General features: G+C 68.3%; 14 protein-coding genes, 2 tRNA genes and 2 pseudogenes. 13 read left to right on the top strand and 5 right to left on the bottom strand.

The genetic code is table 11. The features are described 5' to 3' along the window. Nucleotides 1-113: 113 nt before the first annotated feature. Both BZB76_RS36625 and BZB76_RS03520 read left to right on the top strand, forming a co-directional pair. A pseudogene (locus BZB76_RS36625) lies at nucleotides 114-491 on the top strand (DUF3566 domain-containing protein); the annotation flags it as partial. Between the two features lie 67 nt (nucleotides 492-558). Further along, nucleotides 559-632, top strand: a tRNA-Ile gene (locus tag BZB76_RS03520). Nucleotides 633-1,342: 710 nt separating this feature from the next. Here the strand turns inward: BZB76_RS03520 and BZB76_RS03515 are convergent. Next, nucleotides 1,343-2,128: a hypothetical protein gene (locus tag BZB76_RS03515; RefSeq protein ID WP_121432818.1), complete on the bottom strand. Its 786-nt coding sequence runs from the start codon at nucleotides 2,126-2,128 to the stop codon at nucleotides 1,343-1,345. 2,096 nt (nucleotides 2,129-4,224) lie between these two features. Here BZB76_RS03515 and BZB76_RS03505 point away from each other — a divergent pair. Then, nucleotides 4,225-4,458, top strand: coding sequence for a hypothetical protein (locus tag BZB76_RS03505; protein WP_121432817.1), 234 nt, complete (start codon nucleotides 4,225-4,227; stop codon nucleotides 4,456-4,458). Between the two features lie 277 nt (nucleotides 4,459-4,735). Here BZB76_RS03505 and BZB76_RS03500 read toward each other — a convergent pair whose 3' ends face one another. Beyond that, the gene (locus BZB76_RS03500) at nucleotides 4,736-5,158 is read right to left on the bottom strand and encodes a hypothetical protein (RefSeq protein WP_147449302.1); all 423 of its coding nucleotides are present in this window, start codon (nucleotides 5,156-5,158) and stop codon (nucleotides 4,736-4,738) included. Between the two features lie 968 nt (nucleotides 5,159-6,126). Here BZB76_RS03500 and BZB76_RS03495 point away from each other — a divergent pair. From BZB76_RS03495 to BZB76_RS03485, 3 genes and pseudogenes are all read left to right on the top strand, one after another. Then, complete coding sequence (locus tag BZB76_RS03495; protein ID WP_246006727.1) at nucleotides 6,127-7,044, top strand: helix-turn-helix transcriptional regulator; 918 nt, start codon at nucleotides 6,127-6,129, stop codon at nucleotides 7,042-7,044. Nucleotides 7,045-7,095: 51 nt separating this feature from the next. Then, nucleotides 7,096-8,022: a DMT family transporter gene (locus tag BZB76_RS03490; RefSeq protein ID WP_121433422.1), complete on the top strand. Its 927-nt coding sequence runs from the start codon at nucleotides 7,096-7,098 to the stop codon at nucleotides 8,020-8,022. A gap of 130 nt (nucleotides 8,023-8,152) precedes the next feature. Then, nucleotides 8,153-8,239 (top strand): annotated as a pseudogene (locus BZB76_RS03485) (DUF2252 family protein); the annotation flags it as partial. 67 nt (nucleotides 8,240-8,306) lie between these two features. Here the strand turns inward: BZB76_RS03485 and BZB76_RS03480 are convergent. Beyond that, the gene (locus BZB76_RS03480; RefSeq protein WP_211342808.1) at nucleotides 8,307-10,097 is read right to left on the bottom strand and encodes a M64 family metallopeptidase; all 1,791 of its coding nucleotides are present in this window, start codon (nucleotides 10,095-10,097) and stop codon (nucleotides 8,307-8,309) included. A gap of 401 nt (nucleotides 10,098-10,498) precedes the next feature. Here BZB76_RS03480 and BZB76_RS35140 point away from each other — a divergent pair, with 401 nt between their 5' ends. From BZB76_RS35140 to BZB76_RS03470, 3 genes are all read left to right on the top strand, one after another. Then, nucleotides 10,499-10,618, top strand: a complete 120-nt coding sequence (locus BZB76_RS35140; protein ID WP_211342807.1) for a DLW-39 family protein — start codon at nucleotides 10,499-10,501, stop codon at nucleotides 10,616-10,618. Between the two features lie 79 nt (nucleotides 10,619-10,697). Next, complete coding sequence (locus tag BZB76_RS03475) at nucleotides 10,698-11,414, top strand: HAD family hydrolase (RefSeq protein ID WP_246006726.1); 717 nt, start codon at nucleotides 10,698-10,700, stop codon at nucleotides 11,412-11,414. 296 nt (nucleotides 11,415-11,710) lie between these two features. Beyond that, nucleotides 11,711-11,893: a hypothetical protein gene (locus tag BZB76_RS03470; protein ID WP_121432814.1), complete on the top strand. Its 183-nt coding sequence runs from the start codon at nucleotides 11,711-11,713 to the stop codon at nucleotides 11,891-11,893. 332 nt (nucleotides 11,894-12,225) lie between these two features. On the opposite strand, the gene BZB76_RS03465 is transcribed toward BZB76_RS03470, so the two are convergent. Both BZB76_RS03465 and BZB76_RS03460 read right to left on the bottom strand, forming a co-directional pair. Then, nucleotides 12,226-13,416, bottom strand: coding sequence for an NsdA family TPR-like regulatory protein (locus BZB76_RS03465; RefSeq protein WP_147449301.1), 1,191 nt, complete (start codon nucleotides 13,414-13,416; stop codon nucleotides 12,226-12,228). A gap of 316 nt (nucleotides 13,417-13,732) precedes the next feature. Then, entirely contained in the window at nucleotides 13,733-14,923 is a 1,191-nt protein-coding gene (locus tag BZB76_RS03460) for an NsdA family TPR-like regulatory protein (RefSeq protein ID WP_121432812.1), read from the bottom strand. Nucleotides 14,924-15,065: 142 nt separating this feature from the next. Here BZB76_RS03460 and BZB76_RS03455 point away from each other — a divergent pair, with 142 nt between their 5' ends. The 4 genes from BZB76_RS03455 (at nucleotide 15,066) to BZB76_RS03440 (ending at nucleotide 16,039) form a co-directional block, all read left to right on the top strand. Continuing rightward, nucleotides 15,066-15,269 carry a hypothetical protein gene (locus BZB76_RS03455; protein ID WP_121432811.1) on the top strand — a complete coding sequence of 68 codons (204 nt, stop codon included), beginning with the start codon at nucleotides 15,066-15,068 and terminating at the stop codon, nucleotides 15,267-15,269. Beyond that, the gene (locus BZB76_RS03450) at nucleotides 15,266-15,490 is read left to right on the top strand and encodes a hypothetical protein (protein ID WP_121432810.1); all 225 of its coding nucleotides are present in this window, start codon (nucleotides 15,266-15,268) and stop codon (nucleotides 15,488-15,490) included. The genes BZB76_RS03455 and BZB76_RS03450 overlap by 4 nt, the downstream gene beginning before the upstream one ends. After that, complete coding sequence (locus tag BZB76_RS03445) at nucleotides 15,487-15,672, top strand: hypothetical protein (protein ID WP_121432809.1); 186 nt, start codon at nucleotides 15,487-15,489, stop codon at nucleotides 15,670-15,672. Before BZB76_RS03450 ends, BZB76_RS03445 begins: the two co-directional genes overlap by 4 nt. Before the next feature lie 294 nt (nucleotides 15,673-15,966). Next, nucleotides 15,967-16,039 (top strand) — tRNA-Ala (locus tag BZB76_RS03440). Nucleotides 16,040-16,191: the final 152 nt, after the last annotated feature.

Here is a 16,191-nt window from a genome sequence, read left to right as displayed (position 1 = left end):
CATCGACCTCGGGCGGCTCGAACCGCCCGGGGTTCGCCGGCACCGTCCTCGAAGACCGCCCCCCGTCGACGAGCCCGGTGAAACGCACGCCCACCGCCACGACCGGCGGCAAGTCGGCCCGCAAGGCCCAGCTGCAACTCGCCCGGCTCGAACCGTGGTCGGTGATGAAGTTCAGCTTCGTCATGTCGCTGGTCTGCTTCGTCGTCCTCCTCGTCGCGGTGATCGTCCTGTACACGATCCTGTCCGGCCTCGGCGTGTTCGACTCCATCAGCGAGACGATCAACAGCCTCACCAAGGAACAGGGCGAGACGACCGGCAGCGTCGACGCGGGCAACTGGTTCTCCTTCTTCCGCATCTTCGGTTACACGGTGCTCGTGGGCGCCCTGAACGTCCTCCTCATCACCGCCCTGTCCACGGTCGGCTCCGTCATCTACAACCTCGCCGCGGACCTCGTCGGCGGAGTCGAAGTGACCCTCAAGGAGGCCGAGTAACCGATTTCCGGTTGCCCTGCCAGATGGGGTAACCTCACGTTGCGCCGCCAGCACAGCGGCACAACCCGGGCCTATAGCTCAGTCGGTTAGAGCGCATCCCTGATAAGGATGAGGTCGATGGTTCAAGTCCATCTAGGCCCACCCCGAGCAATCCCCCTTTCGACGCCGAGTCCGAAGAACCGGAACTCTCCCCTGCGGGAGAAAGCGCCTCGGTAAGTCCCACCACCGTCCGTGCCGCGTCCTTCAAGCTCGCCCAGCACCGGCGCCCGCCCCTCAGCGACACTCGCACACCTCACCGCCACTTTCCCGGCCCTGCTACCAGCTCCGGGGCGACGACACGGACGCAGCGCCAAGGTAGACACGGTTCACGGCGGCGGAAAAGGGCGTACCGCCGACCGAGGATGGCTACGCGGTCATCCGACACGGCGTCAGCTTGGCCGCGGCAGCCCTGCGGCGTCCCTCACCGTCACCGCTCTTTCAGGCGGTCGTGCCGGCCTTCCTGGACCTTGGCCGGGACCACGACAGCGGCACGATGACCCCGCCTCGGCATCTCGCTGTGTGCGCGTTCTCGCTACTGGATGGGCGCGTCGGTAGCGCAGCCCCGGCGGCCGGATCGTGTCAGCAGCGACCGGCCCGGCGGTCTTCCGCACCATCGTCGACGACGGGACGAGGGTCGACGGCGGTGAGCCCCGCCGGTCATCGACCAACGGGGCTCGTCCGCGTGATCTCGCGGTCTCGACCTCCCGAACGACCTTCAGCGTGGGCCGCTCGGCGGACCCTGCCTGGTCCCGCGCCTGGACTAGCGCATGTCTCGAAGTGGAGGCTCGGCCGCGGCCATGTCATGAGCCGCGTCAGCGACCCTTGTCGACGTACAGGCAGTAGGCCGTGCCCTGCCCGACCACGACGTTCGTCCAGACGTCCCGGACCTTGAACGTGAGCTTCTGGTCGTAGTAGTAGGGATCGCTGCTGATGTTGTGGACGTATCCGGTATCCGACCAGGACCCGGACTCGGACACCGTGACCCTGCGGGTCACGAACGGCCGGTCGTCCCCGTGCGGGCCGGAGAACCGCGGGCTGTCCTTCGTCGCCTGGTGCGTCGTGATCCAGCGGTACTCCGTCTGAGTTGGACGGTTCTGGGCGAAGTTCACGCCCGTCGTGGTCGCGGTGATGGTGTGCGCCTCGGGGTCACAGTGGAGCTGAACCGTGGTGCGTTCATCACGAGTGCAGGTGGCATCTCTGTATGCGCTGTACTGGGCCCCCTCCGGGGTCAGGAGCGTCACCCGGACGGTCTCGCTGTAGTAGGCATAGTCGGAGGCGTTCCAACTCCTGGTGTAACCCGCGACGTCCACATTCGGGTCGGACCCGGTGGTGATCGGCACCGAGAAGCTGCGTCCTACCTCGGGAAGGGCGCTGACCGTGCCGCCGGTGGTGACCCGACCACCGGTCAGGACCGTGAACCTCACGATGAACGAGCGGTTCGAGATGAATGGCCCGGTCAGCCGGGTGGAGATTTGGTTGGTCGCGCTGTCGCAGGTGATGGACGCCTGCAAAGATGCGGCGTTCGCCGTGCCGGTACTCAGGACCCCCACGCCGAACGTCGCCATGGACAACGCCAGCAGAGCCGAGCGCATGCGCATGCGGCTTCCTTTCTCGGACTTCGTGCTCGAAACGGTCGCCGGTAGCCTCCTCGACCACGCTGCGGCAGCGCTGCGGCAGCACCGCCGTCCACTGCGCTCCGGCTGCCTCTCCCCGTCAGCACGCCGCCAGTCATGTGGCAGCGCCCCCGACCAGCCCCACGAGATCCCATCCCAGCCGCCCGAGCCGCCGCGCAACGGCCTCCACTGCTCTGCCAGAGCCGGCGCTTACCCCTGGCGCTCGATCTTCCGGGGCGACGTCGGGGGCTGTACGGCCCCTGGTCATGCGGGCGGTGTCGGTCGCAAGCGGCTTTGTCGAGTTGCCGACGAGCGTCCGTTCGTTCCGTTCGAGCCGCTGTGCGGCGGCCTCCCACTGCTCTGCCCGGGGGGCGGCCTTACACCCTGAGGCTCGATCTTCCGGGGCGACGTCGGGGGTCTGCACGGCTCCTGGTCGTGCGGGCGGTGTCCGTCCCGAGCAGCTTCGTCGAGCAGCTTCAGGAGCTTCCGTTCCTGTCGTTTGAGCCGCTGTGTGGTGGCCTTCATTTGCTCTGCTAAGGGCGGCGCCTACGACCGGCGCTCGACCGCCCCGGCAGTACGGCCGCCCAGTCGCAGACGGGGGCTCTTTCGACGCGGCCTTGTCGAGCGCCATGGCTTCCGTTCCCGCTGGTCGAGGTACCGCGCGGCGGGTTGGTGTCTACGCCCGACGCTCGATCTCCCGGCGACGTCGATGATCTCCCTGGCCAGAGCGGACCGGTCGTGAGCACCGGGGCGAGATAGCGCCGGCAGGTACGCACTGTCGGATCTAGGGGCGTCCAGGCGTGTTGGGCACAGTCGGGGTTTCACAACAGAGTTGCATTGCGGCCTTGGCCTGGTGGGGTGTCGGTGCAGGTCAGGGGTGAAGGGGCGGGGTCTTCCACAGGTTGTGGATAACTTGATGCACAGTCGCGGAGTCGGCCCTTGAGTCGGGTGTGGAACTTGTGCGTGGACCGCGATGTTGATCTCGGATCTCAGGTAACCCGAACCGTGCGTGAACTTCCAGTCTGATCATGGGCGGTTGGGGACATGGCTGGGGATTGTCGGTGGGTAGCGTTGTCCACCGGTCGGCCGGGGTTGTGGAGGCCGGTCGTCCACAGTCTGTGAAAGGGGTGTGGGCGGAGGTGGCGTGTAGGGGGCCTTTTCACTGGTCAACGGGTTATCCACGGTGTGGACGAACGGTCCCACTGGTTGGGGACGACCTGGGGAAGAATGGTGGACAGTGTGATCGCCAGTTGTACCCAGGCTGTGCACAATAGTTATCCACAGGTTGTGGATTTCGCGCACGGCCCCCCGCTCTGACGGATGCTGGAGGGGCTGACGCACCAAGCGTCGCGAGACCCGTGGAAGAGCGGGCTGTTCTGGGAATCCGTCTGTGGACGAGACTCCCCCGAACGCCTGTCGACGTGGCAAAGGAGGTGTGTACGGCGGTTGTCCCCAGCCTGTGGATAAAGAGGTCTAGAGGTCCTTCGCCACCGGATGGCGCGGCTCGTAGATCGGCAACTCCCCGCCGCTGGGGGAGTCTGATCGCGGCGAGCAGGCCCCAACTCTGCTCGGTGACGGGCACGTCCACCTGGACGCCACGGGCGCCCAGCCCTTCGAGCGTGCTCTGGAGGTCGTCGCACATCAGATAGAACTCGTGCCGCGGCTCACCTTCGGTGGGGTGGGCGGCGAGCTCCGCCGGTGGCAGTTTGAAGATCAGCCAGCCGTGGTCCGCGTCGACGTTGGCGAACCCCAGAACGTCTCGGATGAACGCCCGGTCGGCCTCGGCGTCGCGACTGTAGATGATGACGTGCGCCCCGTTGATCATTAGCCCCCCTCGATCCCCTGTTCCGATCCTTTCCCGGCGGTACGCGCCGAACCGCCGGACCGACGGAGGTGATCCCCGATCGCCCTGTACATGGCCGACCCGTCCCGACCGCATGACCCCATGACGTCAACCCTCGCGCCACGCCCGGCCTCACGAGGACGCGCGGGCTCGCGATGGCCCGGCACCGGTGCCGGACGGCTCCGAAAACCCCTCCTCACCTGCGAACACCAGTTCGAATACGTGCTAGCCTCCCGGCATGGGGAAGCTGCTGAACGAGCCGGTCCGGGCCGAACACGACACGGTGGGAAGGCTCACGGCCTACGAGTGGCGGGGAACGCGCTACGCCGTGAACGAGGTTCTGAAGACCTACGGGACCGCGCAGGAGGGCCGGGTCTACCGCGTCCGCGTCACGGGCGCCGATGGCGTGGCCGTCGCGGAGCTGGGCCGCGACGAAGACCGCTGGCGGATCCGTCACGTCTTCTCAGCCTGACGGCTCTCCCCTCGGCCCGCCGCCTCGCAGCCCGACACCAGTTGCTCGGCCGAACGACGTAAACCCGATGGCCACCGCACCCGGCGTCCGACACTAGCTACTGCACCCCGGCGGACGTCCAGCGCCCGGTTCGCCACGGTCCGAATGCCACGGCCGGGCGCCCACATGATTCCGTCACGGCTCGGCGTTCTCCTTAAGAGTGCCGCCAACACACCACGCACCGGTTGGATGACCACCGGCGAAGGACGCCGGTAGCCGGACGGATGGGCCTCCTGCTTCAGCGGCGCCGCCGAGCGGGTTGTGGACGCCCGGCCGCAAGCGCGTCGAACGTCGACTTCCACGCCCGGCCGAACCGCAGGGTGTGATGGGCGTGTCCCGGTATCCGCCGCGCCAACCCGAAATGCATGACCAGGCAGGACGGCGAGTAGCGGGGACGGCGAAGCCGCCAGTCGTCCGCGAGATCGGGCAGCAGCTCCGCCTGGGCGCGCACCCGATCACAGGCGATCACCACATGGCTCGCCGCGATCCGCTCCCCGGTGTCCAGCCGCACCGCCCGCACCCCGGCGCCGCCGGCCTCGACCCGCTCGGCGCGCCACGAAGCTGCCGCGTGCCACCGGCAAAGAAACCTCGGCTGCCCGGACGAGTTGGCGCATTCCTTCAGCCGCGCCGCCGAGCGCACCGCGCATCGGCTGGAAGCCACCGGCGAAGGACACCGGGAGGGTGGACGGGGCGGCGTGCTCCTTCAGCAGCGCTGGCAAGGGCGCCGAGCGGGTGGACGGGTTGGCGTGCTGCTCGGGGGGGGTGCTGCCGAGTGTGCCGTGTATCGGCTGGAGGTCACCGGCAAGGGGATCTCGGGCGGGCGGACGGGTTGGCACGCTCCTTCAGCCGCGCCGCCGAGCGCACCGCGCATCAGCTGGAAGCTACCGGCGAAGGACACCGGGTGGGTGGACGGAGTTGGCGCGCTGCCTCAGCGGTGCCGCCAAGCGCTCCACGCATCGGCTAGGGGCTACCGGCGAAGGGGCCCGGGTGGGTGGACGGTTTGGCGTGCTGCCTCAGCGGTGCTGGCAAATGCGCCCGTGCATCGGCTGGGAGCCACTGGTGAAGGGGCCCGGGTGGGTGGACGGGTTGGCGGGGTTCCTCGGGGGTGCTGCCGAGTGTGCCGTGTATCGGCTGGAGGTCACCGGCAAGGGGATCTCGGGCGGGCGGACGGGTTGGCACGCTCCTTCCGCCGCGCCGCCGAGCGCACCGCGCATCAGCTGGAAGCTACCGGCGAAGGACTCCGGGTGGGTGGACGGAGTTGGCGCGCTGCCTCGGCGGTGCTGCCGAGTGTGCCGTGTATCGGCTGGAGGTCACCGGCAAGGGGATCTCGGGCGGGCGGACGGGTTGGCACGCTCCTTCCGCCGCGCCGCCGAGCGCACCGGGCATCGGCTGGAAGTTGCCGGCGAAGGACACCGGGTGGGTGGACGGGTTGGCGTGCTGCCTCAGCGGTGCTGGCAAATGCGCCGTGCATCGGCTGGGAGCCACTGGTGAAGGGTGGATGGGGTGGCGGGGTTGTTCGGCGGGGCTGGCAAGTGTGGCAGGCACTGGCGAATTACTCGGGGACGTGGGGCGTTGATGGGCGAGGGGGCTTCGGTGGAGTCTTGGTAGGTGCAGGCCCGGGGGAGAAGCGTGTATCGAGCTGACGAACTGCAGGATGGGCGGCCTGTCGGGGAGAGAGCGGCGGGTGGGCCTAACGGTGATCGGACGCTGTGGACGCGGGTCGACGGGATTCAAGGGGCGCCGCTCGATCTGCTGTCGGCGCGGATCGGTCGTCGGCACTACGCGCCGCACATCCACGAGGAGTACGCCATCGGCGTGACCCTGGACGGTCTGGAGACGATGCACTACCGGGGAGAGCGGATCTACTCGGGTGCCGGAACCGTGGTCATCGTCGAGCCGGGAGAGACGCACACGGGTGGTCCGGCCCGCGCTGACGGGTTCTCCTACCTGTGCATCTATCCCGGGGCCGGGTTGTTGGGCGCCGCGACGACCTCCGACGAGGAGCCGGTGTGGCCGCACTTTCGGGATGCGATCGTCGACGATCGGCAGCTCGGTGAGGCGCTGCGGCTCGCGCATCGGGCCCTGCGGCGCGGCGAGGACCCGCTGGAGAGCGAGTCCCGGCTGCTGGGGGTGTTGGGCACGCTCGTCCGGCGCCATGCGGGCTCAGGCCCGAAGGAGGTTCCGCGACACCGCGGGGGCGAAGCCAACCGGATCGCCCGATTGGTCGCGGCACGCCTGTCCGACCAGATGCTCGACCCGCCGACGCTTGCCGAGGTCGCCGCCGACGTGGGCCTTTCGCGTTACCAGTTGCTGCGCGCGTTCCGTGACGCCGTGGGCATGCCGCCGTACGCGTGGCTCGCCCAGCATCGGGTGACGCGGGCCCGTGCGCTGCTGGACGCGGGGCACCGGCCCGCGGAGGCGGCGTCGCTCGTCGGGTTCGCCGACCAGGCGCACCTCACGCGATGGTTCCGACGTGTCGTGGGCGTCACACCCGGCGCGTACCGCAACAGCGTTCAAGACGGCATCGCGCGGTTGCGCGCATCCTGAGATCCGTTCCCCGGAACTACAGCGACGGGTGGACGGAGAACGGAGGTCGTGGTGAGTCGTCGTGGTTGGGTGCTGTTCGCGCTGTTGAGCGTCATCTGGGGCATCCCCTACTTGCTGATCAAGGTGGCGGTCGAAGAGGTCTCGGTGCCCATGGTGGTGTTCGCCCGGACCACGCTCGGCGCCGTCGTGCTGCTGCCGCTGGCGATCAGGGCCGGGCGGTTGGACGTCGTCCGCCGACACTGGCGTCCGCTCCTGGTGTTCACCGCCATGGAGATCCTCGGCCCGTGGGCGCTGCTGTCGGACGCCGAGAACCGGCTGACCAGCTCCATGACCGGGCTGCTGATCGCCGCCGTGCCGATCGTCGCGGTGCTGGTGGCCAGGCTCGTCGGCGACGGGGAGCGGCTCGGCCCGGTGCGGTGGGCGGGGCTGCTGGTCGGGCTGGCCGGTGTCGCTGTGCTGGCCGGACCGCACCTCAGCGGTGGCAGCGCGTGGGCGGTCGGTGAGGTCCTGCTCGTCGTGCTCGGCTACGCCATCGCCCCGGTGATCGCCGTCCGGTACATGCGGGATCTGCCGAGCCTGCAACTGTCCGCGTTCGCGCTGGCCATCGCCGCGCTCCTCTACACCGTCCCGGCGGCCGCGACATGGCCCGGGTCGATGCCGAGCGACCGCGTCCTCGCCGCACTCGTCGGGCTCGGCCTGGTGTGCACGGCACTGGCCTTCATCGTGTTCTTCGAGCTGCTCCGCGAGGTCGGCACGTCCAGGGGCATGGTTTTCACCTACGTGAACCCGGCGGTCGCGGTCGTCGCCGGAATCGTCTTCCTCGGCGAGCCCATCACCGGGACGATCATCGCCTCGTTCGCGTTGATCCTTGGCGGCTCCGTCCTCGCCACCGCCAACCGCAGCGCGGACCGCACGTCCACGAACACGACAGAGGTGCAACCTCGGCGCCAAGAGGACAAAGCCACCCAACCGAGGTGACGGTCGAGATGTAGGCCGGCCCTCGGGGGTGCCCGTCACCAGCGCGATCAAGGCCGACACCAACGAGGCCAAGGACGCCCGCAACGCTCGGGCATAAGGCCTGCGTTCCCGCCGTACAACCTGACGCCGCTGGCGAGACGAGCGCACCTCCCGCGTGTGGATTCAGGGTGACCTGCACGCGCAGAACTTCGGCACCTCCATGAACGGCGACAGCCGAGGTGACGGTCGGGGCCCATGCGGCCGGTGGACTGACCGGTCGGCGTGATCTGGGGGTGAGAGGTGGCTTAGCGGAGGGTGACGATGAACTGTCCGGGAGAGCCGATGTTGCCTGCGGGGTCGATGGCGCGGTACTCGATGGTGTGTCGGCCCTTGCCGAGCTTGCCGTGGGTGAGGCCGTCGATGACGGTGCCGTTCTCAGTGAAAAGCCAGGGGGCGGACGAGTCGGTCGGCCAACCGAAGTAGTTGAACCAGCCGTCCCCGTCGACGCGGAACTCGGAGACCACCACCCCTGGACGGTCGTCGGTGCCCGTCAGGCGCATCGTGAACGGTCCGTCGAAGACGTACTCAGGGGTGCGACCCGGGCGAACCTGAGTGCGGGCGGCCTTGGACAGTTCGTACTTCACCGTGGGGGCCTGGGCGTCGATCGTCCAGGTCAGGGTCTTGGAGCCGACTTGCGCCACCAACTGGTGGGTGCCCTTCGACAGGCGGAACCGTCCCAAATCGATGTCCCGGTCGCCGATCACCCGTTTCCCGTCGAGACTCCACTGGATAACAGGCGCGCTCTTCACGGGATGAGTTGTTTCCGCGTACACGACCGAGTCGCCTCCGACCGGCTTGTCAGTCGGTGTGGACGAGCTGAAATCGACCGGCACGTTGTCAGACGGGGTGGTCACCCGGGTGTCGACCGTCCACGTGCGTACCTGACGGAGCGCGGCCGACGAACGTATGGCCGGGTCGCGGACGAAGTCCGTCGGGTCGGCCACAGTGGCCTGGACGGTGTGCGTTCCGTCCTTCAGACCCAACTTCGACAGGTCGAGGTTCGCTCCGTTGCCCACGGCCTTTCCGTCCACCGTCCATGTGACGGTCAACTGGTGACCGGTCGGATGCATCGTCTCGACCCACAGAACGCGGTCGTCGCCCACCGGCGCGGTCGTCGGGGTGTGGTCCTGGACGAGGTTGACCTTAGACGCGATCCGTTCTGTCATCCGCTCACGCGAGACCTGGTCGAAGTAGTAGCCGAGCGATTTCATCATCGAGTGCTGGCTCGGCCGCCACACGCCCTTGCTGAAGTAGAGCCCGCCTTCGTAGCGGCCGATGGTTCCACCGGACTCGCTCCGTTCACCGAGCCACCGCCACCACTTCTTCTTCTGTGACTTCATCTCCTGCTCGGTCAGCAGCGTGTGATGGATGGATTCCGGCTCAGGACCGGTGTACGTCCCACCGGGCACACCACGCTGGTAGTAGTCGTACTCGTCCTCCAGGGCACCCAGGGAGTGACCGAGTTCATGCGGCGCGATGAGAGCGGACATCGCGTTCCCACCCGACGCCGTCGCGTACGTACCTCCCGCACCGCCGTAGGTGTCGCTGTTGGCGAGGGCGAGGATCTGCCGGTTCGCGTTCGTCGTTCCCCGGACGAGGTCCGCGTACGTCTTGCCCGCCGCGGAGTCCATGACGAGGAGTCGCTGGACGCCGTCCGCCCGGCAGCCACTCCAGAACGCCATGCTCAGTGGCGTCTTGCGGCGCGGGGACGACAGCGACGGGTCGCAACTCACCCCCGATTCCCCGGACGGTATCTCGACCGCGTACACGTTGATGTAGCTGCGGTACGACTTGAACGGCTCGATCGTCCACAGGTCATTGAGGTGTTCGGCGTAATGGGCGCGGAACTTCGGCATGTCCGCCGTCGTGTACCCGTCGCCGAGGATCACCAGGTTGAAGCGCTTGGCGGGGTCGCCGGTGACCTGGACCGGCACGACCTTCGCGTCCGCAGGGTCCGCCGCGCGCGCGGGCACCGCCGTCAGGGAGAGGACGGTCACGGCCGCCGCCCCGATCGCCATCGTCCGTCCCGTCCACATGGCAGACCTCCTCGCGGCGGCGCATGCGGCAGGCGGGGGGTGCCGCCCGGGGGGACGCTGCGCCCGACTCGTCCCGTTGATCAAGCGGGACTGTCCGGATTATCACCTGGAGATCCGGATTTGTCCCTACCGTTCAGCGCCCAATCGCGGCCAGGTTTCGCGCGACGTCCGGCGCACATGCCGTGCGACCGGCCTAGCGGAGGCGGATCAACAGGTGTCGCGGCACGTGGCGTGGAGGTGACGGCACCCGCACCAAGTGTGGACGTTGGGTCCGATAACGGTGACGGGGTGCGGATCGCCCGGGAACGGTTGCTAGGCTGCGGAGAGCCCGGGGGGAAGCAGGCACTGAGGTATTCCTTCCCCTGGGGCTGACTGATTAGCCGAGGTGAAGGGGTCCCACCGTGAAGAAGTTGCTCATCCTCGCCGTCGTCGCACTCGGTGGTTTCGCTGTCTGGCGCCGGCTGCAGCAGGACCGCGCTGAGCTGGACCTGTGGACCGAGGCCACGTCGTCCGACAACTGAACAACTTTCATCCGGCCTGTCCGCACGGACACGGAGGATGACAAGCGTTCACCCGGAAACCGGCGATCAAGGCCCCGGCGTGAGCGAAGCAGCCCCGATCACCGTCGCCTGCCTCGATCTCGCCGGGACCACTGTCGTCGACGGCGACGCCGTCCGCACCGCCTTCGCCGAGGCGATCGCCGCACTGGGGATCGTCTCCGGCACGGCGGCGTATGACCGTGCCCAGGCGCGCTTCCTCGATTCCCGCGGCACTTCGAAGCTCGGCGTCTTCCGCTCGCTCTTCGACGAGGCCCGCGCCCAGGCCGCGAACCTGGCGTTCCAGCGTTCCTACGACGGTCTCATCGACCGGCGCGGCCTGGAACCCGTTCCGGGCGCCGCCGACGCCCTCTTGCGGATTCGTGCCGCCGGTGTCCGCGTCTGCCTGCTCACCGATTTCGGACGCAACACGCAGGCCCGCATCGTCGACACGCTCGGTTGGTGGGACCACGTCGACCTGACCCTCTGCCCCGAGGACGTCCCGCGCGGCCGCCCATTGCCCGACCTTCTTCTCACCGCCGCCCTTCGGCTCGGCGTGGACGACGTCCGCCACATCGCCGTGTGCGGTGACACCGCGAACGCCATGCTGTCCGGCCGCCGCTCCGGCGCGTCCATCGTGGCGGGCGTCCTCACCGGCGCCCACGACCGCGACCGCCTCACCGCCGCCGGTGCCACCCACATCCTCCCCAGCATCGCCGCGCTTCCCGACCTACTTATCTCGACCCCCGTAAACGACACCCTGAGCGCCGACCACGGCTAGGCTTTATCCCGCCGCACAACCCGCGACCACCACAAGGGGCCTAGCTCAGTTGGCAGAGCACTGATTTGCAGCACTCCCAGCTCAATCGGTGCACGACCACCGATTCCGCAAGGTCACTGGAATCGGTACGCAAACAGGCCAGGGCTGTAAAAACTCGGCTTCACTCGTCCCCGGTCAGCAGACGACATCTTCACCGACGACACCAGCCGAACCCACCACTACACCCGTCTCAACGCGAAACGACGCGCCCGCAGGGCTCCGCGGCAGACGTCCGGCGGCCCCCCGACCAGTTCGCCGTGCTCACGCACGTCCCCGACGGCTACCTCTACTACTACGACGACGAGCCCACCCCCGACCCGCACCACACATCATCCCTGCCAATCTGGCGCCGAACCGCCGTCATGGCCGCGTGGACGACGGCCTTCTACACAACCCTCGCCACCACGGTCGTCCTCCTAGGCATAGTCGGCTACCTGTAGCACTCGGGCCAGACGTGCTGAGGGCGACGACAGCAGCCCCGGCGTTCACCCTCGGCTGGATCGGCTACCTGTAAGCCTGACGCCGGGTCGTGGCCCGAGTGGTCGTGGTCTGCCGCACGACCGACTTCTTGGAGGTCTCCACCGCTCGGAGACAGACGCCCCGCGGCTGCCCAGGTCGATCGTGTCGCCAACGTGCGGGACCGTCGTCGGTGTGAGCTTCGGTTGGCCAGGTCAGGTGCAGCTATATGTCCTGCGTATGGGTGTCGTTGTATCGGTCGGGTGTCGAGGCCAACGCCGGTGATCTGGCATGGTGTCGCCGACGTGTGGCGTTGTCAGCGTAGGGCGGCGACCTCCCGTGCGAGGATGCTCGATCCGGTCGCCTGCGCAATCTGGTCAACTTCGTTGATGATGCGGTCGGCCTCTCCGTCCTCGTGGAAGTCACGGTAAACACGGGCAAGGTCGGCGAGGTAGTGCGCGATCCATTCCGACCGCCGCATCTCGGTGGGCATCCCTGCCAAACCCGCTTCGAGCAACTCGGCCGCAGCCTCGGCCCGCTCAGGGACATATAGATACGCACGGGCACGCTGTAACGCGAACATGCTGGCGTCGAAGAAGTAGATCCATGGCGGCTCTTCGTCTGGCGCCGCGGCGGCCTCCAGGGTCAGTGTCTGCGCGAGGTCGAGTTGCCGGTCCATGGCGTCGAGGTCGCCGGTGATGGCGTGTCCACGAGCTTCTTGTTGCGCAGCTAGGGCACGCACCCCAGGTGTCGCCCTTCGATCTCGTAATGCGGCCTGAGAGAGACCGATCATCGGACCGACCGCGCGGCGCACCCAGGCCGTGTGACCCTTCATGTTCCACGCCGTTGCGGCCATGTCTGGGACGTCGGCTTCGGTGGCCCAAACGATCGCCCGGTCATAGAGCCGGTCGGCCTCATCGAGTTGGCGACAGGACGCGTGTAGCCACGCGGCGAACTGCGCCCACTGGGACGCGACGTCCACGACCCTCTGGCGCAAGGTGCCGCGAGCGCCGTTGACGAGGGACTCGATGACGGCGAGTTGTGCCCGGACGGGCGCTATGAGAGGCGCCGACCCAATGGTGTCCTCTAGACGGCGTTGCCCGGCGAGGACGGTTGAGAGGGCGTCCAGTGCCGCCGTGTCGAGGCGGGTGGGGCGGTGGGTGGCGAGGGCGAGGCGTTCCTCGTCGTCCGGTGTGATCGACCCGTTGATGCCGTTGGGACGCCACAGCGCGCCGTGGGCGGGTGGGTAGTCGCCGAACAGTTCCGTCTCGCCCTTGCCGGTCGCGCGAGCGTAGAGGGCCCGGTAGTCGGGGCGGGGGACGTACTTGCCCGCCTCCCATTCTTTGATCATGTGCGTGAGGGATTCGACGCCGGGGAGTGCGGCGCGGTCGGCGGGTGCGGCGGCCGCGCGCAGTCGTTGCGCGAGGGTTTTGCGCGACCAGTAGGGCGGGGCTTCCCGTGCCGCGCGTAGGCGGGCGCCGATGCTCTTCTTGTCGGGAGAGGACACTGCGATGCACCGTTCCGACGTCCTGGGGGAGGGGTCATCCTCCCCTGTTCCTCCCCCAGTCTTCCTCTAGTTGTGGTGGCGCGGACAAGCCCGCGGCAAGGTGCGTCGGCTGTTCGTGCCAGCAGCCGGGCCCGTGGAGGTGGGCCGGGCGGTTCCTAAGTCTCTGACTCCTGCGGCCCCGGTGGAAAGGCGGCGGCCGGGGGTACGGCTGGGGAGGCGTGCCCGGGGAAGGTGTCGCAATGGAGGCACGCCGGGGATCGGCTGGCGTCCCGTCTCCCTCGTTGCGAGGGTGGCGGGGCGCCGGTGCATCGCCCCGTCAGCGTAGCGCGTCCAGGCGGCGCCGGAGCGGATCCGACCTGAGCCGGTTCACGATCCTCTCCAACTCCTCCACGACCCGCATGACCTCCTCTGGCTCCTCGGCCTGCCTGTAGGCGAGCGCGAGCTGGTAGAGGAATGCTCCCGCCCATTCCGACGACCGCATGTCCGCCGACAGGACGTTCAAGCCCGCGTTCAGGTGCTCCACGGCGGTCGCGTTCTGGGACCGGTCGGTGCGACCGAGGATGCGGTAGATGAGACCGTGCTCAAGGCCGAAGATGCCGGGCCTCTCGTAGTAGTACTCCCAAGGCCGGGCCTCCGCAGGTTGTGTCTCCTCCGCCTCGGCCGCCGCGGTTTCCGTAAGCCTGTCCACCTCGGTCGCCTCGCCGAGCAGCGCCCGCGCCCGCGCCTCCTGATAGAGCGCGGTCACTCGGTCGGCGGTGCCGCGCCGGACCCGTTGCCCGGCCTGCGATAGGCCGATCATGGACCCGATTTGCCCCCTCCGCTCGGCGATGTAGCCACGCCAGGACAACACCGACCCGATGAGGTGCCGGTCGTCGATCTCGGTGGCCCACTCCAGCGCGCGGCCGAAGCAAGCCAGCGCGTCGGAGTACTGCTCGTTGCTGGTGTGGAGCCACCCGGCGAACTGCGCCCACTGCCCGGCGACGTCGAGCAGCTCCCCACGGACCGGCGCGCGGGCTTCACCGATCATGTCCTCGATCGCGGCGAGCTGTGCCCGTGTCGGGGCGATGAGTGGCGCCGACCCGATGGAGTCCTCTAAACGGCGCTGCGCGGCAAGGATGGTTGCAAGGGTTCTTACGACGACCATGTCCGTCCGGACGGGACGGGCAGCGGCCAAGATGAGCCGCTCTTCGTCGTCGGGCGTGAACGACCCGTTGAGGCCGTCTGGACGCCAGACGGATGGCGCGGGCTGGTCGGTCCCGAACAGGTCCGCTTCGGGCTTGCCCGTGACGCGGGCGTACAGCCTCCGGTACCGGGGCCCGGGCGTGTGCTTCCCCGCCTCCCATTGCTTGATCATGTCGGTGAGGGGCGGCACGTGTGCGACGTGCGGCAGTTCCTCGGGGGTGGCGGTAGTGCGCATCAGGCGGGCCAGGTCGCCACGCGACCAGTACGGGTCTGCCTCGCGTATTTCACGCAGGCGTGCACCGATGATCTTCCTTGCGGCGGACATGTGCGATGCGCCTCTCGCCGGTGAGCGGAGGTCCTCCTGGTCCCTCCCCTTTCCTCCATCAGTCTCCCCTGGCTGTGTGGCGCCCGCCACAAATTCACTGATGGTGACCGCATAAACGTGTATCGCTATCAGGGGTGGTCGGATGGCCTCGAATTCAACAACTACGGCCGACGCACGGGCCCGGCTCAAAGCGGACTTTCCCGGCTGGTCCATCATTCACTCCGACCGTGGCCGGTGGTGGGCCACTCGGGGGCCACTGGCCGACAAGGACCTCAACCGAGAGGCGAGCGTCGACGCGGACACCCCCGAGCAGCTTGCCGAGCAGATCCGGGCGGTGACCCGGTGATCGATGATCGGCTGACCGACGACACGGCACGCGTCGACCCCATACCCGTCCGGGTTGCGGAGGCCCGCCGTATCCAGGCCCGATATGGCGCCACGACGGTGTGGTTCGGGTACTTCACCCGCGAATGGTGGGCCCTCGTCGACAAGGCCCGACTTGTCGAGGGCGCGACGCCGGATCGGCTCGGCGAAGCCATCATGGCGGCAAGGCGGAGATCATCATGACCCGCGATTGCGGCTACGAGGTCGATGGCGAGGACGGGGCGTATCTGATCACCGACCGGAGGGGTGGACGGATCGTCGGCGTGTTCTACGCCGAGGAGAACGCGCCGGGATGGTGGCGCGGCCGTGCCCATGGAAAGGTGCGGCGCCTGTTCGTCCCGGTGAGGTGGCCGGGCGGTTTCTGAGTTCCTGACTCCCGTGGCCCCGGTGCAAAGGCGGCGACCGGGGTCGCGGGTGGGGCGGCGTGCCCGGCCAGTGTCCCCCGAGGCGCGGGCGCGCCCCCCTCGCGTGCCGGTCGCGAGTGCGCCGTCCCCCCAGAGGGCACCTCGCGACCGGCACGCCCCGGCGTACAACCATGGTGCCGCCGGTTCCTGACCGTCCGGCTGACCTCGCCGGAAAGCTTGTGCTTGCTCAACGGTGTACGATCGACGTCGGTTGCGCCGACCTTGTGTCAGCGCAGGTCAATAGCAGGATGACAAGGGGCCTTAGCTCAGTTGGTAGAGCACTGGCTTTGCAAGCCAGGTGTCAGGGGTTCGAATCCCCTAGGCTCCACCCGGTAGAGAGCCAGGTAAGACACGACCTGGGCTCTCGTCTCTTGCGATCGCTTCTTTCGCTTCCGTGCCCGTTGCGTGCCCGATCGCTTTTGGTTGTTGAGCCCAGCCTTGGTTATCGCGCTGAGCGAGTCGGCGCTCGCGGTGTCGCTT

It is taken from the genome of Actinomadura pelletieri DSM 43383, assembly GCF_003634705.1.
Lineage (GTDB): Bacteria > Actinomycetota > Actinomycetes > Streptosporangiales > Streptosporangiaceae > Spirillospora > Spirillospora pelletieri.
The sequence above is the reverse complement of the archived record's forward strand: the minus strand, read 5'-3'. Positions and strand labels throughout refer to the sequence as shown.

What these genes read in the sequence shown, in the direction of transcription:
- BZB76_RS03515 (WP_121432818.1), bottom strand. Translation starts at nt 2,128, where the DNA reads ATGCGCATGCGCTCGGCTCTGCTGGCGTTGTCCATGGCGACGTTCGGC.
- BZB76_RS03505 (WP_121432817.1), top strand. Translation starts at nt 4,225, where the DNA reads ATGGGGAAGCTGCTGAACGAGCCGGTCCGGGCCGAACACGACACGGTG.
- BZB76_RS03480 (WP_211342808.1), bottom strand. Translation starts at nt 10,097, where the DNA reads ATGTGGACGGGACGGACGATGGCGATCGGGGCGGCGGCCGTGACCGTC.
- BZB76_RS03460 (WP_121432812.1), bottom strand. Translation starts at nt 14,923, where the DNA reads ATGTCCGCCGCAAGGAAGATCATCGGTGCACGCCTGCGTGAAATACGC.
- BZB76_RS03455 (WP_121432811.1), top strand. Translation starts at nt 15,066, where the DNA reads ATGGCCTCGAATTCAACAACTACGGCCGACGCACGGGCCCGGCTCAAA.
- BZB76_RS03445 (WP_121432809.1), top strand. Translation starts at nt 15,487, where the DNA reads ATGACCCGCGATTGCGGCTACGAGGTCGATGGCGAGGACGGGGCGTAT.